The organism is Marinobacter adhaerens HP15, from assembly GCF_000166295.1.
Lineage (GTDB): Bacteria > Pseudomonadota > Gammaproteobacteria > Pseudomonadales > Oleiphilaceae > Marinobacter > Marinobacter adhaerens.
In genome coordinates this window covers 1-22723 of the sequence record NC_017506.1, presented here as the reverse complement: position 1 = coordinate 22723, position 22723 = coordinate 1, and the positions used below count along the sequence as shown (strand labels likewise).

Sequence of the window (22723 nt, the reverse complement as noted above, 5' to 3'; positions counted from 1 at the left end):
GATACAGCAACAACTATTAAACACTTTACCAATTAGTGTAAATATTAAGTAAGAAAAAACTATTTGGTTTTAAAGCCAGCCGCGCCAGAACGGATTGTCCATAGCAACCAGATTACTGTTTGAAGCGTTATAGAAGATTGGGCACTACCCAGCTCAAGATTTAATGAAATATCGCACGAAGGTTTTGCCATCTACGAAGCGATAATGCTCAATCGTTTCAATCACACCAGTACCATCTCGCATGACATTTCGGTGATGACAGGCAGCCTCTTGCCCCGCAACAACTGATAGCTCTACTTCCACAGAAAACTTACTGTTCTGCTTCTCCCACATACCTTCCAGTACCGCCCAGCCCTCGACGTTTAGTGGTGGCTGTCCCACGTACTCAATGATTAGCCCACTGGGAGAGATCTCTCGATAGTGCTCGAAAAAGGCCTCTTTGTTACCCGTGTTCCATGCTTCAATCTGCCCATGAAGAAAGCGCTCAATGTTATTAGCTTCTAAATCACTCATGCTCATGCCTCATTACGCCGACCAAGGGTCGGCGATAACCAATAAACTCTCAGTCCCAGATTACGTGGATAGCCTTTGCGCCGCGCAACTGGGCCCCTGCAATCTTCGGGGCTGGCTTCGAAGGATCCAGCCGAATACCAGGAAATAAATCCAGAATCGCGTTGATTGCCGAATTAAGTTCAACTTTGGCCACAAACTGCCCGATACACATATGTGGCCCGAAACCGAAACCCAGAGAGGGGCGAGCCTGACGGTCAATATCAAAAGTGTCTGGCTCGGGAAATATGTCCTCATCTCGGTTCGCAGAGATCACCATACATTGCACTAGTGCGCCTTTGGGAACTTTCACCCCGCCTATTTCTACATCCTTAGATGCCTGACGTACCTTGAAGGTTGAAACAGGTTCGAAGCGGACTGATTCGTCAATCAGTTTGCTGATAAGACTGCGGTCATTTTTCACCCGCTCCAAGAGATCCGGCCGCTCAAGGAGCAGAGTCATGATCGAACTGAAGGTTCTCGTCGTTGTCTCACCGGCTGCGGGAAGGAGTGAGCGAACAAAAGTAGTCACCTCATGGTCATCAAGTGCTCTTCCTTCGTACTCAGCATTAATCAGACGGCTTATAAGACCGTTTCCTTCAGCTCCTTCCGCACGAGTCTTAACTACAACCTCATTGATTGAATCGTATAGACTTTTTACGGCCTGGCCAGCGATCGGCCCAAAGATCTTCGCTTTCTCGGGGTCAATCTGATTTGCTGCCACCAAGGCCAGAGCCCAACTCGCATACTTTTTGAATTTTTCCGTATCATCTGTGGGGAAGCCCATCAGGGCGTACATTACGCGAATTGGGAAATACAGCCCGAAATCCATTAGATTCGTGCCCTTCGTCGCCACCAAGGGAGTCAAAAACTCATCACGGATTACCCGTTCAATCTCCGGTTTCCATGTATTTACTGTTTGGGGCATGAAGATGGGCTGAAGCAACGCTCGTGTCCGCCGGTGCTGCTCTCCGTCCATAGCGAGAACGATTAGGCCGTCAAAGAAGGCTCCCAAACCCTCAGCGATAAAGCCATTGGTAAAGGTTTCGCCGTCCCGCAAAACCGAAAGAATGTCCTTATATTTGAAGAGGGTGACTGCACACTTACCTCCCTTTGCGCCGGCATTCGTGGGCACCTTTAGATATGTATCTACAAAATCCCCCTCCATGACCGGTTCGTTGTGACGTTTTTCCCGGCAAAGCTCATGGATGTCCACTTCCGAACCGAGATACGTATCTGAAACCGCATGGTATGCTGCTTCGATATCCAAATTATTAGCTGTTAGCGTCATGTTTATTCCTTTTTTTGCAATTTTCTTGTTGGAGTTTTGCTAAAAAAACGGGGGACGTGGAAACCCTCGTCCCCATACCCAAACCGAGCAGGGGGCCGATTCTGCTCTTTTTTTCGCCTGTTTTGCCGAGAAAGCGCTCTACACGACTTGCAGCCAAACGGCCGGCCATGCCATTCACCCCACCACCGGGATGAGTACCTGCGCTACCCAGATAAAGTCCTTCTACCGGCAGCGTATCGCCGCCCAAACCTTGGGCGGGGCGCATAGTGCTGGAACGCATCGTTGTCGTATCGATATGCACGACACACCCATTAACCGTGTTTAAACGGGCGGTAAAATCTGGCGCGGCTTCGATGCGACGTCCTATAACCTGATCTTTCAGACCCGCAACATACTGAGAAGCCTGCTCAACAACCTGATCTGCGACTTGCTCCCGAATCACGTCCCAACCCTTGTTCGGATTAACAGGCATGACTGGCGGATATATGTAGACTACATCCTGCCCTTCTGGTGCCTGAGTAGCATCTACGGCACTTGGCGCAGCCATCGTGATGTAGGGAAGCTTTGGAACCTCGCCTCGCGACGAGGAGGAGAAATTCTCTAGCACAGCCTCTTCCGTTCCGATGAGCAAACATGCTCGACGAAGATCAAGCCCATCACCCCTCGCCGCTTCAAACTTAGGAACAGAAATCTGGCCACTGAGTGCCAAATCCACTTTCAAAGGCCCTGTTCCTTTCGCGTTGGCGGGAGCCATCGCAATACGCGTTAACAGGTTTGAGGGGATTTCACCGGCACTAACCATCTCCAAGGCGACTTTAGGATGGCAACCTGCAATAACGGCGGGCGCTTTAAAACTCTGACCATCTGCTAGCTTAACGCCTTGCACCACACCCTTTTCAGATAGGATTTCGCTTACAGAAGCGGAAGTCATGACCGTGCCGCCAAGCTCTTCCAAGCGAGTTTTCATCGCATTGCTCAACTGCTGCATTCCACCAGAAACACGTCCAACGCCAAAACGATGAAGAAACCCAAGAAGCGCGTAGTAGATTCCGCCGCCGTCAGCGGTAATGTCTCCGGCAAGGCCAGTTAGAGCGCACATCGCCGAGATGGTCACCGGGTGCTCAAAGCGCTCCCGAGCTGCCTGATGAGCCGACCCTGTCATCAGAGCCATCAACTCTGGCTTGAGTTTTCTCTTTTTAAGAATGGCCCCCAGAACGCGCAGTTTAGTTCTGATATTTGTGCGAGCAGGGTCAACTCGCATCATAGGTAACGCAACATCCATGAATAGATCGATAAGATCCATGAACCGAAGAAAGGCTTCCGCATCCCGTTCGCTGAATCGCCTGATCTCGTCAGCTGTCTTCCGGCGATCACGCCAGAACACCAGAGAGGAACCGTCCGGGTGCAAATAGACATATCCCGGGCTGAGTTCGAGAATTTTGAAACCATGCCGAGACAAGCCCAACTCCTTTGGTACATGCGAATGAACGCGCATCGACATCATATCTAGAGCACATGGGTGCACGAGGTGATCAGGAGCTTCCGGTATTAAATGGCCTGATGATGCCATTCCTCCTACTTTGTCCAACGCCTCCAGAACGAGCACTTTTTTCCCAGCCATGCCCAAGTAACAGCCGGCAGATAGTCCGTTACTGCCACCACCAACAATGATTGCGTCGTATTCTGAGTTGTTATTGTTCATAAAACCGACTCCATATTTTTGCGGATCAGAGCGTCGTATGCGTAGGTGACTTTCTCTTCGGTGTTTAATTGTTGAGGAAAAGCCTTCGTGGTTCGTCACACAAAACGATCTCCTTACGCTAAGCATGACCCTATCAGTAATTCCGCGAACAACATCGAAGATCAGTTTTACTTGGAGTAAAACGGCGTGCCCAATAAAGGGAACCCATGGATTCGAGTTTCAAATAATTTCAACACCTTAGACTACCACTTAATTCTGCAGACAGAATATAATATTTTTATTAGAATTATTTCTGGAAATCGAGGGTTTACACTAACCACGAGAAACACTGCAGAGTTAGCAAACAGGTTCGACAAGAGAAAGCGCTTACAAACTACGGAGCCACCCTCCCCTACGCCAAGCTTGAACCCGGCTTATAGAGCCATCGCAGTGGGGTCGTAGTGAGTCGCCTAAAGCTTTTTCGGTCGGGTGTTTGCCGGGGGCGCAACTTCAAGGAATGAAGAGAGAACCCTGTAGAGCCAAAAAAATTAAGTTAGAGATCAATTTATGATACTTGGAATGGATCACTTTACGGTCGTTACAAACCAGCTCGAAACAACCCGAAGGTTTTACATCGACTTACTTGGGCTTAAAGAGGGCCCCCGTCCACCTTTCCCGGTCGATGGCACGTGGCTATATCCACCGGCGGGGCGAAAGGCGATGTTGCATTTGATTGGTGTAGACATGATGCCCAACCCTCGACGAGGAGTATTGGACCACATGGCCTTCTCCGCACAAGGACTTTCCTCTGTGCTGGATAGACTGGACCAGTTCGAGGTGCCCTATCGAATTATCCGCGCGCCAGGCGATGAACGTACCTGGCAAGTCTTCTTCAAAGATCCGAACCAAGTAGATGTCGAGCTAGATTTCGACGCTTCGGAGATTCCGCCCGATGACTGGAAACTACGAAGCCGAAAGTAATACGCAATCAAATAAGTCCTGAATACGCACCACCGTCGACCTGTAGATTCTGTCCTGTGATATAGCCTGATTGAACCGAACACAAAAATGTACACGCCGCAGCAAACTCTTCTGGCGTTCCAAAACGTCTTGCGGGTATAGGCCGAACCATTTCCTTGCGAGCTTGAGTATATTCAATGCCCCTTGATTTGGCGTATTGCCCAGTCATATAGACAAGCCGATCTGTCTCAATTCGCTCTGGAAGCACATTATTAATAGTCACGTTGTTGCGCACTACATCCACTGACAGAGCCTTTGCAAATGCAGTCAAGCCAGCTCGGGCGGCTGTCGAAAGACCTAGCGGAAGTCGAGGAGTTTTCACCATTGCGGAAGTTATGTTGACGATCCTTCCGAATGAACGATCCTGCATTCCTTTGACTACTGACTGAATCATCATGATTGCGGCCAACATGTTTGCATTTAGAGCCTCTTCCCAACGTTCAAGAGTCCATTCCTTGATTGACCCTGGCTCAGGTCCGCCGTTGTTGGTAATCAGAATATCTGGAGCTGGGCAGGCCCTGAGCAACATTTCTCGCCCAGTCGCGGTGCTTAAGTCTGCCACAACCGAGGTCGGCCGATTGCCCGTTGTCTGAAAAATATGGTTTTCAGCCTCCATCAGAGATTCTTCGCTACGGCCATTAATAAAAACTTCACAACCCTCACGTGCAAGAGCTTCCGCGCATGCACGGCCAAGACCTCGGGATGAGGCACAGACAATGGCCCTGCGTCCTGCAATTCCAGTTTCCAAAATAGCCTCCCGTTTCCCTACAATATCAGTCTTGTCTTTTGCATATATACTGCTACTGTGCTTCTGCACTAGCGATTATTCTGTTTTTTTAGATGGAACACATTAAATTAAAAAATAAGCCCCAAAAAGCATGACAAATGAAACTACGCATTCACCTTCAAGTAAAAGCGAAACTTTAGATCGCCTTTTGAAATCCGCTAGAGAGAACTTTGCGGTAAAAGGACTTGCTGGAACACGTATTGAAGATATTGCCCGTGAAGCCGGCGTTACCAAACAGCTTGTTTACCACTACTACGGCTCCAAGGCTTCGCTTTTTACAACAGTCCTCGAAGATGTATCCACCCGCATCATGGACGAGCTAATTGAGTTGGAAATTGATGACCTCAGCCCAGATGTCGCTCTGCGTAAATTGCTTTACTGCTGTTTCGATCAGTATATGAACGATCCGTTACTAGGTACTTTGGCTCTCGAAGGCATTCGATACCACGAGTCACAAGATAGCAGGCCAAACAACTTCATTCATCGTTCACCTGCATTGGTCAAAAAATTCACTTCTATATTAACTCGTGGCATTTCTGAGGGAATGTTCAGACCGGACATAGATGCCCGACTTTTCCTGGCCAGTTCGTCCCTCTTAATGTCCGGTGCCTTTACCAATCACTACTCAATGTCAGTATTAGTGGGATTTGACACCCGCTCAGAAGAGGGCATGGGCGTTTGGCGTGAACATTCGGCTGACCTCATACTCGCAAGCATCGCAAGCAAGTAGCCGCCAACGGGCTATGCCTTTCTGTCGCAATACCCAGCCTACATACCTTCTCGTCCGGACTTGGCGAAGAACTCACGCATAGCTACCAGGGAGGGAGTATGACTGCCAAATCCTCCATCCGCGACAATAGTCGTCCCTGTCACGAATGAAGATTCATCAGAGGCTAGAAACGCGACAACATCAGCGATTTGACGGGGTGTTCCAAGTTCTGGCGTGAGGTGGTTGTCTCGCAGGATATCAAGCAACTCAGAGGGCATCGAACCATGGGCATTCTCTGAGGGCGCAAGCCCAATTTGCACCGCATTTGCCCTAATCCCAGACTTTCCATACTGTGCGGCAACTGATTTCGGCAGCATGTTCAATGCGGCTTTGGAGCACGCGTATCCCGTCAGAGACAGATCGCCCTGCGCACCCAACCCAGAGGTTGCATAAATTACAGAGCCCTTGCCATGTTTGAGCATTACAGGAATGGCATACTTGGAGCACAACACAGCGCCTCTGAGGTTAACTGCAATCGCCCGATCCCATGCGTCCATGTCCAAATTACAGATATCACGATCACGCTGTCGTTGCTCAATACTTAGAACCGCAGCATTGTTATGCAGGATATCGATACGACCAAAATGCGCCTCTGTCTTCTCGATCATCGCCTTTACATCAGTTTCCGAGGAAACATCGGTTTGAACGGCGATGGCCTCATGGCCAGCTGACTCCAGTTCGGCTACTACGCTTTTTGCTGCGTTCCCGTTGATGTCGACGACAACCAATTTAGCTCCATGGGAGGCCAACACCCGAGCGCATTCCGCCCCCAGTCCTCCCCCAGATCCTGTTACAATCGCCACCAAATTTTCCAGCTTTTTTTTGTCATGACATACCCTCTGAATTGTTAGCCTTAAAAAGTCGGAGTAGGTTATTCGCCAATGAAATTTGGCGAACGACGTTCACTGAAAGCTGAAGCAGCTTCGCGCGCATCTTCGGTTGGCGCCAGCAAGGCAAACAGATCTAGCTCTAAATCCAGTCCGCGTTTCAGCTCTAACTCCAAAGATGCTCTCGCAGCTCTTTTGACGTATGTGGTCGCTAATGGCGGCTTCATAGCTATTTTTTGCGCTAACTCAGAAACTTCTTGCAAAAGGCTTTCCTGGGTTTCAGCGACACGAGTCACCAGTCCAATACTCCTGGCCCGTGCGGCGTCAAGGCGGTCACCACTCAACAGCATATCAAGGGCATGGCCCGGAGCGACCACGCGAGACAAACGCTGAGTACCTCCACCTCCAGGGATGAGGCCAAGCCCAGTTTCTGGAAGCGCCATAACCGCGTTCGGCGATGCGTAGCGAATGTCGCAGGCGAGGGCCAGTTCAAGACCGCCTCCCATGCAGTAGCCGTGAATGGCCACTATGACAGGCTTGGTCGTCTGATCAATCGACTCAATCCAGCGGGCACATTCCATTCGTTTCCTTACTTGGAGCGAATTTTCCGGACCGCGGCGTTCTTTAATATCAGCACCGGCACATAAACCACGCTCACCCTCTCCCCGAATAACAATTACTCGGATCTCTTTATCCTTTTCAAATTGTTCAAGCGCCTCAGGAACGCCCACTCGAATTTCATCATTAATAGCGTTGATCTGCTTTGGCCGGTTAAGAATCACCCAGCCGACGTTGCCATCTCTGCAGACATTGACAGCGTCATTGATCGATTCAACAACCTTCTCCGGCAAGCTCATATCAACACTCCTCAAACTCAAAGAGTTGGCCATTTAGCTCTTCAGGATCAATCCTGATCAGAGATCTACCCTCAACCGCATCGCTGGACTCAATCCAGCTAAATTTGGTTCCCCGAGAACGGAGATCTTCTGCCTTCGCTGCAAGGTCATTCACAGCAATCCTGATATAGTAAGGGCCCGGGCCCCAACTATTCAGGTACACGCCGGCATCGCTATCCCACCGAGTTGCCTCAATGACATCTAGTGTCGCGCTGTTGGCCAGATTGAACCCCATCCTAGCTCGTCGATATCCTTCCCCTGGCAATACCTCCACCGCCTTGGTTGGCTCCCAGTCGAGATTCGATGACAGCCGCTGCAAGGTTTCGTCCAGATCCCTCACCAAATAACCCCGCGCAGACACCCGCACCATATCACCCGGCTTAGGATCTCTCGGCTCTTGCGGCGGAACATCAAATGTCTCAGGCGGCATCTGCAACGGTTCCATTGGCATAATTTCAATGCACAGACCACCATCGACAATTGGATCATAATGGGGTTTTTCTGGAGTCGCCCCCAACCACAATCGGTCGAAAGGCATATCAGGAGTTCGCTGGGCCATCCGGAAAGGCAATTTACGACGCATCAGCTTGCTGACGAGCTCGTTGAACTTATCTCCTTTCAACGACAACACGATCGAATGCGTTAGCATCGGACGGTGGCGCCCCTGAAAATCTTTGAGACTTTCCAGAAACTCATGAAACATCGGATCCCCGGGATTTGGGCGATCCAGATGCCACTGGGGTTCGACTCGCGTTGGAGAGACCGCCAAAGACTTATGGACGCGCAAGAAGTGAGCGATATAAGGATGGTCGTCGAATGCCTGGCGCCACCGTTCGTGTTTATGAATTCCCAATTTGCTTACCAACAGCTCCGTCATACCATCAGGATCCGGAACCATCATGTCGGCGCTCATTAATAGATCAAACATTTCAATTCTCCGTAATTTGGGAAGCCATCGTTTGGATCAAGACTTCCCGCCGCAACAAAAAGTCAATCAGCAACGACCATTCTTGAAGTCTGAGTCACAGCTTTCTGGTGACTCTGAGAGGACGTGTCTGCCGCTCCCGGCGAATCAGATGCGCCTACAGAGCCACTTTCAGGTTTCAAGTTCTCCGAGTCGTTAAGCAGGAAGTGAGACAGGGCCGGGATCAGGATCAAAGCCCCAATCATGTTCCACAGGAACATAAAGGTCAGAAGAATTCCCATATCTGCTTGGAATTTGATTGGAGACCAAGCCCATGTCACAACGCCCGCGGCCATGGTAAGCCCAATCAGAGCCACCACTCGGCCGGTGAAGTCCAAGGATCTTCGATAGGCCACTGTCAGCGATTCGCCTCTTGCTTGTACCGCCACCTGTACGCCCAAGAGATAAAGCGCATAGTCCACTCCAACCCCAACGCCAACGGCAATCACAGGCAAAGTGGCGACCTTCAGGCCAATACCGAGACCTACCATCAGAGCCTTACAAATAATCGTCGTCATTATGAGGGGAACCATAGCCACGACGGTTGCTCGTATCGCACGTCCAAAGCTCCGGAAGGTCAGTAAACAGAGCAAGGCGGTAGCTCCGTATACTGCGAAATACATGATTACAATACCCTTCCGAACTTCAATGTTGGTCGCGGCTTCTATGCCAGCATTCCCTGCTGCCAGTAAGAATTCGACAGGTCGCTCAGCATCTTGACTAGTGTTGTTTTCTGCGGCGAAGCCTTGAACTTCATTCAAAACACGGGTCAAAGTGTCGGCTTTATGATCTGTCAGATAGGCGATCAGTGGTGTAACCGAACAGTCTTGATTGGTCACTCCCGGGGAGGAAATCATCGCTGCATCAACTGCTGCATTCGTTATCGCCTGATCTCGACTGATCGTAAACCACTTGGTGCTACCCTCAGCCATCCCGGAGGTCATCAAGCGAACGCGTTCTGCGAGCGAATCAGTCGCTTGCACGCCAGAGGTTTGCCGAAGCTGCCAGGCCAATTTATCCATGGCTTTTAAAGGCTCATAAAACCGGCAGCCGTCAGGGTCAGTTTTCATTATTACCGCAAATTGATCGCTGGACAGGCCATAATTTTCATTGATATAAGCATTATCCAGGTTATATCTGGAGTCAGGACGTAGCTCAGGTGCACCTGGATCAAGGTCACCAATTTTTAGGTCCATCATAATGACCGAACTGATGGCGGTAATTAGTACCGACGCGAAAATAGCGCCAATTGCGAACTTGCGGTCGGTGAACTTGTCCAGGCCGGCCCATACACGACCCAGCCAAGTGCTGCTCTGCGAATCTGATTTCTCCTTTTCAATAGCAATTCTTGCCGCTTTTTTACTGACACCGATATAGGATAGAGATACTGGTATCAGAATTAGCTTCGTGAAAATCAGCAGAAAAACCCCAATACTCGTAGTGATCGCCAAATCACGAATTACTGGAATGTCGATTATCGCCAGAACTGCAAAACCGACGATATTGGTAAGCAAGGCAGTGAGCCCCGTTAAAAAGAGTCGGCGAAAGGTATACCGTGCAGCAACGTACTTATGCGTGCCACGTCCAATATCCTGAAGCACGCCGTTCATCTTCTGAGTGCCGTGGGACAAACCAATGGCGAATATCAGGAATGGAACAAGGATAGAGTAGGGGTCGAGGGAATAGCCCAGGATCTGCATTAACCCCAAAAGCCAAACCACACCAATCACGGCGATACTGACTAATAGAATAGTGCTGCGCAGGCATCGGGTATAAAGGTAAACGAACAACGCCGCTATCACTACAGACACAGCAAAAAACAGCATTACGGCTTGGAGTCCGTCTATCAGATCTCCCACCAGCTTGCTAAAGCCTACGATGTGAATCCCAATCTTTTCACTTTCATAAGACCTGATTTTATTCTCAAGCTCCTGAGAAAATTCCCCATAATCCAATGGCTCTCCAGTATTGGGGTTTCGGTCCAAGAGTGGTGCGACAATCATGCTGGAGGACTCATCGCTCGCTACCAGGCTCCCTCTCAAGCCAGCACGATCGACATTCCTCTTAAGCGATTGAATGGAGGATTCTGTACCGTCGTAATCCGACGGCATAACCGCGCCACCAGTAATTCCATTTTCGGTGACCTCACGCCAGCGAACTATCGGCATCCAGAGGGAGCGCATCCATGAACGATCAATGCCAGGAATCAGATACAGCGTGTCGTTTACTTCTTCTAGGGTTTTCAAATATTCGGGATCGTAAATATCGCCCTGCTTATTGCTAACAACAACCCGAATGGTATTGCCAAGACCTGGCAGTTCACTCTTATACTGGAGGTAGTTTTGAATGTAGGGATTATTAACGGGAATCATTCTTTCAAAACTGGCATTCACATCCAGTTTCGCCGCAAAGAATCCCATTACAAGGGTCATAAACAAACAACTGAAGAGAACCAGCTTTCGATGGCTAAATATCAGGCGTTCGAAAGCCCCCCCAGAGCGCTTGTCAAAATCCTCAAGGTTAGGTACGACAGGCATACCAGTATGTGCTTTCTGATTTACCATTATTCTCTCCAAGGAGCGGAGTTGGGGCAGCCTGAAAAGATCAGACAGTCGGCGCTAGCTGCAGGCCCTACGGATACCAGAAATGATCCGACGCCTAAGTTAATGCCCCCATCAAACGCTTTAGTTACTGAAACTGTTTTGAATCTAAAGTTGTCGTACCGTTGAACAGAGCGGCAACAAGGGTATTTTTTGAACTAACCAACACCATAGAATTAACGGCCCCATTAAATGCTGCATCCACAGGATCGACTTCCAACGTTTCGTGATTGAGCCTGGTCATCTCTCCTCGCTGACTCACAATTAACGAATAATTCTCGTCTAGACGTATGGCGTCGATGAGGCCGCCCTTTTGACCATTTTCAATATGGCTCCAACTGCCTGCGTGGTCCTTGCTCACAAAGAGGTTCCCGCGGAGCCCGTAGGCCAAGATAACGTCGCCATGAACACTGACGCCAAAGAGCGTTCCTGGGTAAGGAATGTTGACCTCTACAAACCTTTTAAGCTCTCTATCCAATCTCATCAATAGACCCTGCTCTCCACTGATGTACATCGAACCATCATCAGCTGACGCGATACCGTAGAGGTGCATTCTGCGTTCGTTATCTGTGCGCTCGATCCATGGCACCCAGCTCTGGCCATTGTCATCGGTATAAAGCAACATCCCGAAGGCACCCAGAACATAGCCCTCACCGTTTTCGTCGATATGGACATTCAGAAACGGAGTTGGGATCACTTCTGGATTTGCGGAAGTACTCGTCGCAAAGTCGATCTCAGCCAGCATATTCTCGCGTTCAAAGTCGTCGAGCGACGGCGCAGATGAATAGTGATTTTCTAGCAGAGTCTTTAGTTTCTTTCCGTCCAGATTTACTGACCAAGAACTGCCGCCGTCTTCCGTTTGCAATAGAACGGAATCGTGACCAACTGCCCAACCGTTCTTGGAATCACTGAAGTAGACATCAACCAGGTCAGTGTCGACAGGGCTTGAGATTTGCTGCCAGGTCGTACCATCATCTTCAGACTTAATTATCAGACCGCGTAAACCTACCCCGATTAAATCACTCCCTGCCGCCGCAAGCCCGATCACTGGCTGGGTAGAGGGATAAGGTTGGTCTGGCGCTTCCTTGAATAAATCGCCCGCCGCATTCGCAGTAGCCGTACCTGAAGTTGACGCGGCGAAAAGCTGCTGAGGATTAACTAGCGCCAAACAGAAAAGCCACGCAACACCGCAGTTGAGAAGTGCGGATCTGGCAAAATTTGTTGGCAAATGGAATCGGCGAGTTTTCATTGTTTTTGTCCTTGGTAATTCAGATTACTGCTTTGTCTTTCTGAACTTCCTGGAGAAGGGCGACAGTTTGTCGAATAAGCATCCCATCCCTGGGAATACCTACAGGCCAATTTTAACGAGCACTTTCTCTGTTCACGATAACTTGTGGACTCAGCTCTCGCTCTGAACGAGGCTCTTCGAGCACGCGATAACCGCCGTTGAGTGCATCATTGATAATGCCGTACATGCCCTTATTGAAGTCATAAATGGCATGCTTAACGATGTAAGGAATGTCATGATCGTAAAATTGCACGCCACCCAACATCATTGAGCGATAGAGCTGGCCGCTTTGGTCCCAAGCGTCATACATACCAGCTCCATACGTATCTTCATCGAGGTAGTATGTACGCTTGCTGTAAACGTGGCGATATTGGTCTTTAAGGGTCGCTTCAACCACCCAAACTCGATGCAACTCCCAACGCTCGCACTCAGGGTTCACGTGATGCTTCATGAACTGGTTGTCCTGCTCGCAATCGAAGTAGAACTCGTACGTGTTGTAGGGAATGTACATTTCTTTTCGGCCGACAAGCTTAAAATCGAAACGGTCTTGCATGCCCGAGAACATGAACAGTTCATCAAACAGCTCTAGCCCGCCCATACTTGCAACCGGAGTGTCATAGGCGAATTCTGGAGCTCGCTTGATCCGACGCTGGCCAGGAGTATAACTCCATGCCCGGCGGGGACTTTCGGTAGGATCAAGAAAGTCCATAAACCCAGTTAGCTCACCAGCACGACGGGCAGGTTCTTGTGTTACCGAGTACACTCGGTAAAACATTTGTGGATCACGGCCCTCTACGTCCGTCTGATAGAACGGGCGCTCTACGAAAGTCCGCTGCTCAGAAGCCTTGGTTACGCTTCCGTTTGAATCAACAATCCAACTATTGGAAGCAGCAGTAGTCGTTCCATATTTCCCATCGTTGTAGCGAACTTGCTGATTCCACATCATCTCATTACCCGTTTGTGGAATCGGGAATGGGAGCCCGCCACGACAGGAGGGATCCAGCGCTAAACCATCCTTGAGAGTTTCACAAGTTGTCGCATTACGAACAGTGGCATCAAGCACGTCTTGCGGATAGGCCGCAGTTCGATGGGTTGGATAGACGTCAATGTAATAAGTATCCGGATATGTGCTCAGCAGCTTAATCTGACCTGCGCTGAGTTTATCCTCATGCTCTTGATAATTGCTCGCGTCGATTCTAAGGCGCGGCTCCTCATCTTTGAATGGATTGATCCAGTAGCCATTACCCGGCTCAAATCCCTCTGGTGCGGTCCTCAAACCACCCTCATATGGCGGAATGGTTCCTTCATCATTACCAGCCTTGATGGCTCCAAAAGGAGTCAACTCATTTCCAAGTTTTTGGGCAGCCTCTGGTGAAACGGCAGCAGACACATTCGACGCCAAACCGAATACTGAAAGACTGATAGCAAGGTTGCATAGGAGCTTTCTGAGTTTCATATGGAATCTCCGTTTTTATGTTTGTTAAAAGGAGGTTTTGTATGTAAAGGACAACCAGCCACGGTCTGTTCCACCAACAGCTCCGTTTCCGTTCACCATCGTGTCGCCGAATACATTTTGGGTATTTTTCTCTTGCGCTGCTGTATCTGCATAGCGCAGCGTAAACTGATGACTCTGCTGGTATGTCATTTCAGTTCCTACAGACCAGGACAGCGAGCCTTCTGAGCCACCACCTGCAGTTGCAGCATTGCCGCTGAGACCGTAATTAAGAGTCAGGGGCACCTTCAGATCCCAAGAGGGAAGAACGGCAAGATATTCTGGCGTAAAGTTCACAGCAACCGCATAGTAGTTGCGCGTTGAACACCCGTCATCTTCGCTACCCTGACCACCGGTACGGAGATCTGTACAGTTATAACCTTCACCTTTGTACAGTTCTTCGTGAGCAGTAACCTTATTCAAATGACTGTATGCCAATTCGGCAACCAAGACCGAGTTGTCAGCCAACCAGTTCCGAGGCACGCCATACACGGTATTGATGACGGCATGAAAGGTATCACCCCTCGGCCCTTCATCATCAACGTTACTAACGCCCGTGGCGTTGAGAGCGCCATCCTGTCGATACGAAACTTCAGCGCCGACAGAGTGTGTACCGACTGTACCTCCCCAACTTAAACCAAAGAGTTTGACGTCGCGGGGATAGACGAGGCGATATTCGCCCGTTGCCATATTGACCTGGGGAGACAACCAAGCCTGATAGTCATCAAACTCGCGATAAAACGCGCCTACTCGCGATCCTGAACTTTGGAAGGTGTACATCGCCATTACACCCCAGTTTGCGTCATCACGTCCAAACTTGGATTGCGCACGGTCCAAATCGAAGCCGGGCGCCGCTGGTAAGCGATCTGGCCCCTCGAAGAATGGATCTGCCGCTCCAAAATAGGTACCGCCAAATGGAAAGCGAGTGTATTCCCATTCATAGTAATATTGAGCGGCAACCGTGAGACTGTCGGTCAACTGAGCCTGCGCAGTCACTTGCCCTACCGGCAAGAACACTTCTTTTGTTTCAATTCCCGGGCTGGTTACAGCTTTAACAGCGTCAAGTGGCGCCTGCGAGTACGACACGGCATGAGCACCAAAAAGAAGGCCCTCACCCCAGTACTGAGTGTGCTGACCCACTTTCAGGTTGATGGGTGTACCTGCAATATCGAAGTTCGTCCAAACAAACGCATCTAGAATTTCTCCGGACGGTCCGTTCACATAGCGAGCCACCTCAGAGCTATATCTGTCTCCATAGTAGCTTGTCGAGTAGCCAGGCAGATTGGACTCCACAGTACGATCCTTGTAGGCATCGTCGTACCAACCTGCAGCACTGACTCGGGCACCGAAATGCCACTTGTAAGACAAATCGACCTCGGTCAACCAGTCCAGACGATTGGTTACAATGTCGCCTTGCTCGAACTTGCCATCAGACTCATCATAGTTCGGGTTGTTCATGATGGCGCTGTCCTGATCCTCTACGCGCACGCCAAGGTTATAGCGAGCCGTATTGTCCCAGCGCAGACGAATATCAGGATTCCCTACATCAATCTCCATTGCGGAAGCACTGCCGGTCGCGACCATGATCGCAACAGCCAGGGCACTTCGTTGAATCATGTCAATGTGATCACGCTTTTTTATAGTGTTCATATTGTTCCCTTGTTTTTATTTTCAGAGCTTACGGCTGACTGGCGCTCACTGCCTTAGACTACTGACCCACAGCCGACCCAAAAATCTAGGACAGAAAATTTCTATCCTCTCACCATCCTAGTCGAACTCTCCGTAATTCCAAATCTAGATCTTCATTCTCTATTGAGATTTTATAAAAATCAAACATTTTGAAAGAAAATGTTTAAAATTACGTTTTTTCAACAGCCTGCCACGCTAGCCAACTTGTCATTCGACAAAATTAAACATATTAGCCCTCTGTGTCCAACTTATGTTTTACTTCGAGAATGACGCCAAGCCAGAGCCGACAAGCAGGCCGCCAAATCAAGCGCTGCCGCTGATCGCCTTGGCCAGCGAAAGCCACGAACCGAAGAACAAAAGCGGAGACAAACCTTATGAACATTGACCTCAGTAAAAGGAGAGTAATCGTCACTGGCGCATCTCGGGGTATCGGCTACGCGATAGCCTCAGCATTCGCAGAGAACGGCGCACGTGTAGCCATTTGTGCTCGCGATGCGAAAGCTATAGAAGCAGCAGCTGACAAGATGCAATCCTCGGCAGCTAGTATCATCGCTCGCTCAGTGGATGTAACAAACACTGAGGCTGTTAATGCCTTTGTCGATGACATCACTGAAGCTTGGGGAGGCGTAGACGTCCTGGTCAATAATGCAGGACAAGGCAAAGGGGGATCACTGGATTCACTGACCCCGGAAGACATTCTTGATCACGCGAATGTCCTCCAGATGGGGCATTTTAGGTTTGTTAAGGCTGTCGTTCCTCACATGAGGAAACAGCGCTGGGGGCGAATTATCGAGATAAATGCCCTGGCGGGCACAATCCCTACACCCTCTGGTATCCCATCGGTTATCAACCGAGCTTCTTGCGTCGCCTTGTCCAAATCACTCGGCATGTCACTCCCAAAAGACAACATTCTCGTCAACTCGTTGAATATGGGATGGATCGATACCGGGCAATGGGAGAGACACTTCCAAGAAATGGGCCCCGGAGTTACCCGTGAAGAGTTCAACGAAATGGTATTAAAAGTTGTCCCACTTGGGCGGTTTGGAAAACCCGAAGATGTTGCCGGCATGGCACTGTTTCTTGCAAGCGACTATGCAAGCTTCATCAGCGGTGCATCTATCGACATTGCCGGCGGGATGGGAGGCCAAATTGCGTACTTCCCTACCCTCAAAAGTGATTTTGCAGAATCAATCAAGGCGAAACGGAAAGATTCGTGAATTTCCGATAAGCAGGCGATGCTTCTCATCTAACCTATATGATTCTGAGATGAGAAGCGCTTTCAGATTTACTCCAACGAACGCAGATACAGGCAATCCAGTCTCAACGCATCGACGCCTAGCGCCTCGCCTCCTACAGAACAATCTGCACGCAGCTTAAAAATTCTCTGTACAAAATATTCGTCTGTATGTAGAATTATCGTCACTATTGGACCTATCTTAGGTTGGCAATGTTTTTCTGCCCTTGTACGGACCCAACTTCGCGAGCGAAGTACCTGTTGCTTCACCCCTTGGGCGGAGGTGCTCCTATCGGGGCATTTGCGTGACTACCTCCCCCCGGTAGTCACGCCTTTTTATTTGGAGAAGGAAATGCAAGGCGTAGTAATTGTTGCCGCAACGCGAACTGCAATAGGAAGCTTTCAAGGCGCTTTGTCAGATACCTCTGCTGTTGATCTCGGGGCGACGGTTATACGCTCTTTACTGAGCTCCACCTCTCTCAACCCGGAACTAGTTGACAATGTTGTCATGGGCCAGGTGTTGTCTGCCGGCTGCGGCCAGAATCCTGCGCGCCAGTCCGCTATCAAGGCAGGGCTTCCCTTTACTACCCCAGCAATGACATTGAACAAGCTTTGTGGATCTGGCCTCGAATCAGTCAATCTGGCAGCCCAGGCGATTCAATGCAAAGAAGCAGATGTTGTTGTAGCGGGGGGTATGGAGAGCATGAGTCAATCCCCTTACCTTCTGGGTAAAGCTCGAAGCGGACTTCGTATGGGGCACTCACAAATTGAAGACAGCATGCTTACAGACGGATTGATTGACGCCTTCAACCATTATCACATGGGGGTCACCGCAGAGAACCTTGCGGAGAAATATCAAATTACCCGTGAGCAGCAGGATGCTTTTGCTGTCATCTCTCAGTTAAAGGGCAGTGAGGCCGTGGCCTCTGGTCGATTTAAAGATGAGATAACCCCAGTGGAAATTCCTCAGCGCAAAGGTTCGCCGCTGAAGTTTGATACTGACGAGCAACCTCGGGGTGACGTCTCTTCCGCCGGACTCTCAAAACTGAGGCCAGCTTTCGCAAAAGGTGGCAGCGTGACAGCAGGCAATGCTTCCTCATTAAATGACGGAGCTGCCGCGGTACTTTTGATGTCAGCCGAAAAAGCAACGGAGCTAGGCCTTACTGTTCTCGCTCGAATTAAGAGTTACGCGAGCGCCGCCGTCGATCCCTCCATAATGGGTATTGGCCCCGTTCCAGCCACACGGAAATGTCTTGCCAAAGTGAATTGGTCTGTTGGGGACCTTGATCTCATCGAAGCTAATGAGGCTTTTGCCGCCCAGTGCCTTTCCGTAGGCAAAGAGCTGGGCTGGGAATCTGAGAAGGTAAATGTAAATGGAGGCGCAATTGCCCTCGGGCATCCGATTGGGGCGTCCGGATGCCGCATCCTCGTCACGCTACTTTATGAAATGACTCGACGAGACTCCAAGAAAGGCCTAGCAACACTTTGTATCGGTGGTGGACAAGGCGTTGCCATGGCATTAGAGCGAGACTAGTGCAGCGTACGATTAAAATATTCCACCACTCCTCCAACCCCTGCCAATAACAGCGCCAACAACAAAAGGAGATCGACGTGAAAGCAGCAGTGATTAAAGAGCGTGGAGCAATTCCCGTCATCCAGGATTTTCCGGAGCCTCAGGAGAAAGAGGGAGCAGTCCTCATTGACGTCGATACTGCAGGACTGGGCGGATGGGATGTTTTAGGCGCATACCGGTTAGGTGTGGAGTACCCCTGTGTCATCCGGGGTGAAGGAGTCGGGCGAACCCTTGATGGAACAAGAGTCTATTTCGGAGAACGTTCAGTCCTGCCTTTCGGCGCATGGGCTGAGCGAACACTTGTACCTCAAGAGGAGGTATGGGAGGTGCCTGACCACATTGATGACCGAACAGCAATTACGATGGGCATTGCCGCAACAGGTGCCCTTATTCCTCTCGAGGAAGCAAAAATACAGCCAGGTGAAACAGTACTTATCCTTGGAGCTACCGGCACCTTGGGACAGATTGCACTTCAACTTGCCAAATATCTTGGCGCCGGAAAGGTCGTTGCGGCTGCAAGACATGAAGAATCCCTTTTTCGGCTAAAGGAACGGGGAATTGCTGATGACATTGTCTGCTTAAACGGCGACGAAAAAGACGAAGCGGCGCTTAGAGACGCAGCTGGAGAAGGGTTTGATGTAGTGCTCGATCTTGTATGCGGCCAACCAATGCTAAATGCCTTGAAAGCCACACGTTGGGGCGCGCGCATCATGACCATAGGCACAGGCGCTGGCCGGCAAATCAATCTGGATATGGCGCTCCTGCTTTTCAGATCGCTATCAGTCATCGGAACTGGGCAGCGCGCACCGGATGACCGACGAAGAATCTGGGAGCGTTTGCTCAAGATCGCAGAGGAACAAGATATCTCTGTTGATTACTTGGAATACGATTTTGACAAGGCATCTGAAGCCTGGGAAACCCAAGTCTCCGGGCCTCACGCCAAAATCTACTCGGCCATAAAGTAGTCCCCACAAATCACGACACCGGAGAGAGCTTTATAGGCTCTCTCCAAGCACTCGACCGCCCAGAGTTAATAATCTAGCAAGGATGCAAGAAAACTCGTTGAAACAACGGGAATCTAAACCAGTTAACCAAGTTTTAACTTTGTACCACCCCTGGTTACCAATACTACCGGTTCACTAGCGTTTTGGAGTGAACATTTATGGGAAAGAAAACTTAGCGTTTTCCTATACAGCCCATAAGGATCAGCCCATGTCGCAACAAGAAACTTTCAGTATCGGCGAGTTAGCGAACGAATTTGAAATAACCACCAGAAGCGTTCGTTTCTACGAGGATCAAGGTTTGCTTAACCCGTGTCGGCACGGGAGGACACGTATTTTCGATTCAAAATGCAGGGCCCGCCTAGAACATATTATTCGAAATAAACGCATGGGCTTCTCTCTGGCGGAAACCAAAGAATTGTTCGACCTGTGGGACGAAACCCTCAGCGGCAATGAAAAACAGCTGCTGAAGATGCTGACCATCCTGGAAAACAAACGGGCTCAGCTGGAACAGCAGAAAAACGACATTGCCCAGGCAGAAATGGAAATGGATACAGCCGAAGCCCGGTGCCGAGAAGCCCTGGCCGAGCTGCAGAAGAAAAAGAAACAGCAGGCGCCGGCGAAAGAAGAAGCCAGGCAGACCGCTGAAAACTAATGAATGACAGAAATCAAAGGTAGCCAACGATGAAATCACAATACTCAGAGCTCAACTTCGGTCTCGGCGAAACCCTCGATATGCTCCGCGAGCAGATCAACGGCTTTGCTGCTTCCGAAATCGCACCGCGCGCCGAGGAAATTGACCGCAACAACGAGTTCCCCATGGACCTGTGGCGGAAAATGGGCGACATGGGCCTGCTGGGTATCACCGTGAGCGAAGAATACGGCGGCTCCGACATGGGCTACCTGGCGCACGTCATCGCCATGGAAGAAATCAGCCGTGCTTCCGCCTCCGTTGGCCTCTCCTACGGTGCCCACTCCAACCTGTGTGTGAACCAGATTCACCGCAACGGCACCGAAGAACAGAAACAGAAATACCTGCCGAAGCTCGTCAGCGGTGAGCACATTGGCGCCCTGGCCATGTCCGAGCCCAACGCCGGCTCCGACGTCATCTCCATGAAACTGACCGCCAAAGATGAAGGTGACCACTACCTCCTCAACGGCAACAAAATGTGGATCACCAACGGTCCGGATGCGAACACCTACGTCATCTACGCCAAGACCGACACCTCCGCCGGCTCCAGGGGTGTGACCGCCTTCATCGTAGAGCGCGACGCCCCGGGCTTCAGCCGTCACCAGAAACTCGACAAGCTCGGCATGCGCGGCTCCAACACCTGTGAACTGGTCTTCCAGGACTGCAAAGTACCCAAGGAAAATGTGCTGGGCGGTGTTGGTAACGGCGCAAAAGTCCTCATGAGCGGCCTCGACTACGAACGCCTGGTTCTCTCTGGCGGCCCGCTGGGCATCATGCAAGCCGCTATGGACGTGGTCGTACCCTACATCCGCGAGCGCAAGCAGTTCGGCCAAGCCATCGGTGAATTCGAACTGGTGCAGGGCAAAGTTGCCGACATGTACACCTGGATGAACACCGCCAAGTCCTACGTCTACATGGTTGCCATGTCTGCCGACCGTGGCGCGGAAACCACCCGTAAAGACGCTGCCGGCGCGATCCTCTACTCCGCCGAAATGGCCACCAAAATCGCCCTGGATGCCATCCAGCTGCTCGGCGGTAACGGTTACATCAACGAATACCCGACAGGCCGCCTGCTGCGGGACGCCAAGCTGTATGAGATCGGTGCCGGAACGTCCGAGATTCGTCGGATGCTGATCGGCCGTGAGCTGTACCTGAACAAATAACGCGCAGCTTCAAGCCAGTAGCCGTCCTCAGCCGGTTAAGCCGGGGACGGCTTGCACCCAAAGTACGACGAGGGACTGGCAGGGTGTCTTTCCGGGAATGTCGGCGGCCATGGATGGCCGACGTCAAGCGCACATGGATGTGCTCGTAGCGGTTCCCGGAAAGATTCCCTGCCAGTCCCGCCGCCCCGAACCTCGAGGCCCGAAAAAATGACAATACTTCAAAGCAAGATTAATCCCAGGTCCGAAGAGTTCCAGGCCAACCAGGAATCCATGGCCCAGGCCGTAGCCGACCTGCGCGACAAAGTGTCCACCATCCAGCAAGGCGGCGGCCCCTCCTACCAGGAGCGCCACATCGCCCGTGGCAAGCTGCTCCCCAGAGAGCGCATCAACCGCCTCCTGGACGACGGCTCCCCGTTCCTGGAAATCGGCCAGTTCGCCGCCTACAACGTTTACGATGAAGAAGTCCCCGCTGCAGGCGTCATCGCCGGCGTGGGCCGCGTCTCCGGCACCGAATGCATGATCATCGCCAACGACGCCACCGTAAAAGGCGGCAGCTACTACCCGCTGACCGTCAAAAAACACCTGCGCGCCCAGGAAATCGCCCTGCAGAACCGCCTGCCGTGCATCTACCTGGTCGATTCCGGCGGCGCCAACCTGCCCCGCCAGGACGAAGTCTTCCCGGATCGTGACCACTTCGGCCGCATCTTCTACAACCAAGCCCGCATGTCTGCCGACGACATCCCTCAGATCGCCGTCGTAATGGGTCTGTGCACCGCCGGTGGCGCCTACGTGCCCGCCATGGCCGATGAATCCATCATCGTCCGTAACCAGGGCACCATCTTCCTGGCTGGCCCGCCGCTGGTGAAAGCCGCCACCGGTGAAGTAGTGACTGCCGAAGACCTGGGTGGCGCCGACGTGCACTGTAAAATCTCCGGTGTTGCCGACCACTACGCCGAGAACGACGCACACGCCCTGGAAATCGCCCGGCGCAGCGTCTCCAACCTGAACCGTCGCAAGCCAACGGATGTGGAAATCCGCAAGCCCAAGGCACCGCTGTACGACGCCGAGGAGATCTACGGCATCGTTGGCACCGACCTGCGCAAGCAGTTCGACGTACGTGACGTCATCGCCCGCACAGTCGACGGTTCCGAGTTTGACGAATTCAAACGCTATTACGGCAGACCCTGGTCACCGGCTTTGCCCATATC

General features: G+C 51.0%; 18 protein-coding genes and 1 pseudogene. 8 read left to right on the top strand and 11 right to left on the bottom strand.

Translation table 11 applies throughout. The annotated features are described in order from the left end of the window. Positions 1-153: 153 nt before the first annotated feature. Genes HP15_RS00095 through HP15_RS00085 form a run of 3 tightly spaced genes read right to left on the bottom strand, consistent with a single transcriptional unit; the run spans position 154 to position 3542 of the window. Positions 154-513, bottom strand: coding sequence for a nuclear transport factor 2 family protein (locus tag HP15_RS00095; protein ID WP_206076542.1), 360 nt, complete (start codon positions 511-513; stop codon positions 154-156). A gap of 49 nt (positions 514-562) precedes the next feature. Continuing rightward, entirely contained in the window at positions 563-1840 is a 1278-nt protein-coding gene (locus HP15_RS00090) for a cytochrome P450 (RefSeq protein WP_014575649.1), read from the bottom strand. Continuing rightward, positions 1824-3542 carry a phytoene desaturase family protein gene (locus tag HP15_RS00085; RefSeq protein WP_081449803.1) on the bottom strand — a complete coding sequence of 573 codons (1719 nt, stop codon included), beginning with the start codon at positions 3540-3542 and terminating at the stop codon, positions 1824-1826. Before HP15_RS00085 ends, HP15_RS00090 begins: the two co-directional genes overlap by 17 nt. Before the next feature lie 546 nt (positions 3543-4088). Between HP15_RS00085 and HP15_RS00080 the strand changes: the two genes are divergently transcribed. Then, positions 4089-4502: a VOC family protein gene (locus HP15_RS00080; RefSeq protein ID WP_041644818.1), complete on the top strand. Its 414-nt coding sequence runs from the start codon at positions 4089-4091 to the stop codon at positions 4500-4502. Between the two features lie 7 nt (positions 4503-4509). On the opposite strand, the gene HP15_RS00075 is transcribed toward HP15_RS00080, so the two are convergent. Next, positions 4510-5358 carry an SDR family oxidoreductase gene (locus tag HP15_RS00075; protein WP_206076540.1) on the bottom strand — a complete coding sequence of 283 codons (849 nt, stop codon included), beginning with the start codon at positions 5356-5358 and terminating at the stop codon, positions 4510-4512. Positions 5359-5419: 61 nt separating this feature from the next. Here HP15_RS00075 and HP15_RS00070 point away from each other — a divergent pair, with 61 nt between their 5' ends. Beyond that, positions 5420-6058: a TetR/AcrR family transcriptional regulator gene (locus tag HP15_RS00070; RefSeq protein ID WP_049784446.1), complete on the top strand. Its 639-nt coding sequence runs from the start codon at positions 5420-5422 to the stop codon at positions 6056-6058. Between the two features lie 38 nt (positions 6059-6096). On the opposite strand, the gene HP15_RS00065 is transcribed toward HP15_RS00070, so the two are convergent. The 7 genes from HP15_RS00065 to HP15_RS00035 all read right to left on the bottom strand — a co-directional run bounded on the left by HP15_RS00065 (position 6097) and on the right by HP15_RS00035 (position 15814). Further along, positions 6097-6900 (bottom strand): SDR family NAD(P)-dependent oxidoreductase, encoded by an 804-nt coding sequence (locus tag HP15_RS00065; RefSeq protein WP_041644817.1) that lies wholly within the window; start codon positions 6898-6900, stop codon positions 6097-6099. Between the two features lie 68 nt (positions 6901-6968). Next, complete coding sequence (locus tag HP15_RS00060) at positions 6969-7781, bottom strand: enoyl-CoA hydratase/isomerase family protein (protein WP_014575643.1); 813 nt, start codon at positions 7779-7781, stop codon at positions 6969-6971. Position 7782: 1 nt separating this feature from the next. Beyond that, complete coding sequence (locus tag HP15_RS00055) at positions 7783-8748, bottom strand: VOC family protein (RefSeq protein ID WP_014575642.1); 966 nt, start codon at positions 8746-8748, stop codon at positions 7783-7785. 62 nt (positions 8749-8810) lie between these two features. Further along, complete coding sequence (locus tag HP15_RS00050; RefSeq protein ID WP_014575641.1) at positions 8811-11348, bottom strand: efflux RND transporter permease subunit; 2538 nt, start codon at positions 11346-11348, stop codon at positions 8811-8813. Positions 11349-11472: 124 nt separating this feature from the next. Continuing rightward, positions 11473-12633, bottom strand: coding sequence for a WD40/YVTN/BNR-like repeat-containing protein (locus HP15_RS00045; protein WP_014575640.1), 1161 nt, complete (start codon positions 12631-12633; stop codon positions 11473-11475). Between the two features lie 112 nt (positions 12634-12745). After that, positions 12746-14128, bottom strand: coding sequence for a DUF1329 domain-containing protein (locus tag HP15_RS00040; protein ID WP_014575639.1), 1383 nt, complete (start codon positions 14126-14128; stop codon positions 12746-12748). Between the two features lie 24 nt (positions 14129-14152). Next, complete coding sequence (locus tag HP15_RS00035; protein ID WP_014575638.1) at positions 14153-15814, bottom strand: DUF1302 domain-containing protein; 1662 nt, start codon at positions 15812-15814, stop codon at positions 14153-14155. Positions 15815-16227: 413 nt separating this feature from the next. On the opposite strand from HP15_RS00035, the gene HP15_RS00030 reads away from it, so the two are divergent. From HP15_RS00030 to HP15_RS22170, 6 genes and pseudogenes are all read left to right on the top strand, one after another. Then, the gene (locus HP15_RS00030) at positions 16228-17070 is read left to right on the top strand and encodes an SDR family oxidoreductase (protein WP_041644816.1); all 843 of its coding nucleotides are present in this window, start codon (positions 16228-16230) and stop codon (positions 17068-17070) included. A gap of 369 nt (positions 17071-17439) precedes the next feature. Then, a complete protein-coding gene (locus tag HP15_RS00025; protein ID WP_041644815.1) occupies positions 17440-18621 on the top strand; it encodes an acetyl-CoA C-acetyltransferase in 1182 nt (393 codons plus the stop codon). Positions 18622-18698: 77 nt separating this feature from the next. Continuing rightward, entirely contained in the window at positions 18699-19625 is a 927-nt protein-coding gene (locus HP15_RS00020) for a quinone oxidoreductase family protein (RefSeq protein ID WP_014575635.1), read from the top strand. A gap of 247 nt (positions 19626-19872) precedes the next feature. Further along, positions 19873-20316, top strand: coding sequence for a MerR family transcriptional regulator (locus tag HP15_RS00015; RefSeq protein WP_041644814.1), 444 nt, complete (start codon positions 19873-19875; stop codon positions 20314-20316). A gap of 29 nt (positions 20317-20345) precedes the next feature. Then, positions 20346-21515: an isovaleryl-CoA dehydrogenase gene (locus HP15_RS00010; RefSeq protein ID WP_008170605.1), complete on the top strand. Its 1170-nt coding sequence runs from the start codon at positions 20346-20348 to the stop codon at positions 21513-21515. 207 nt (positions 21516-21722) lie between these two features. After that, positions 21723-22723, top strand: a pseudogene (locus HP15_RS22170) (carboxyl transferase domain-containing protein); the annotation flags it as partial.

Bases quoted from the DNA above. Each gene is read 5' to 3' on its own strand.
- HP15_RS00095 (WP_206076542.1), bottom strand. From the start codon at position 513: ATGAGTGATTTAGAAGCTAATAACATTGAGCGCTTTCTTCATGGGCAG.
- HP15_RS00090 (WP_014575649.1), bottom strand. From the start codon at position 1,840: ATGACGCTAACAGCTAATAATTTGGATATCGAAGCAGCATACCATGCG.
- HP15_RS00085 (WP_081449803.1), bottom strand. From the start codon at position 3,542: ATGAACAATAACAACTCAGAATACGACGCAATCATTGTTGGTGGTGGC.
- HP15_RS00080 (WP_041644818.1), top strand. From the start codon at position 4,089: ATGATACTTGGAATGGATCACTTTACGGTCGTTACAAACCAGCTCGAA.
- HP15_RS00070 (WP_049784446.1), top strand. From the start codon at position 5,420: ATGACAAATGAAACTACGCATTCACCTTCAAGTAAAAGCGAAACTTTA.
- HP15_RS00060 (WP_014575643.1), bottom strand. From the start codon at position 7,781: ATGAGCTTGCCGGAGAAGGTTGTTGAATCGATCAATGACGCTGTCAAT.
- HP15_RS00055 (WP_014575642.1), bottom strand. From the start codon at position 8,748: ATGTTTGATCTATTAATGAGCGCCGACATGATGGTTCCGGATCCTGAT.
- HP15_RS00050 (WP_014575641.1), bottom strand. From the start codon at position 11,348: ATGGTAAATCAGAAAGCACATACTGGTATGCCTGTCGTACCTAACCTT.
- HP15_RS00045 (WP_014575640.1), bottom strand. From the start codon at position 12,633: ATGAAAACTCGCCGATTCCATTTGCCAACAAATTTTGCCAGATCCGCA.
- HP15_RS00040 (WP_014575639.1), bottom strand. From the start codon at position 14,128: ATGAAACTCAGAAAGCTCCTATGCAACCTTGCTATCAGTCTTTCAGTA.
- HP15_RS00035 (WP_014575638.1), bottom strand. From the start codon at position 15,814: ATGAACACTATAAAAAAGCGTGATCACATTGACATGATTCAACGAAGT.
- HP15_RS00030 (WP_041644816.1), top strand. From the start codon at position 16,228: ATGAACATTGACCTCAGTAAAAGGAGAGTAATCGTCACTGGCGCATCT.
- HP15_RS00025 (WP_041644815.1), top strand. From the start codon at position 17,440: ATGCAAGGCGTAGTAATTGTTGCCGCAACGCGAACTGCAATAGGAAGC.
- HP15_RS00015 (WP_041644814.1), top strand. From the start codon at position 19,873: ATGTCGCAACAAGAAACTTTCAGTATCGGCGAGTTAGCGAACGAATTT.
- HP15_RS00010 (WP_008170605.1), top strand. From the start codon at position 20,346: ATGAAATCACAATACTCAGAGCTCAACTTCGGTCTCGGCGAAACCCTC.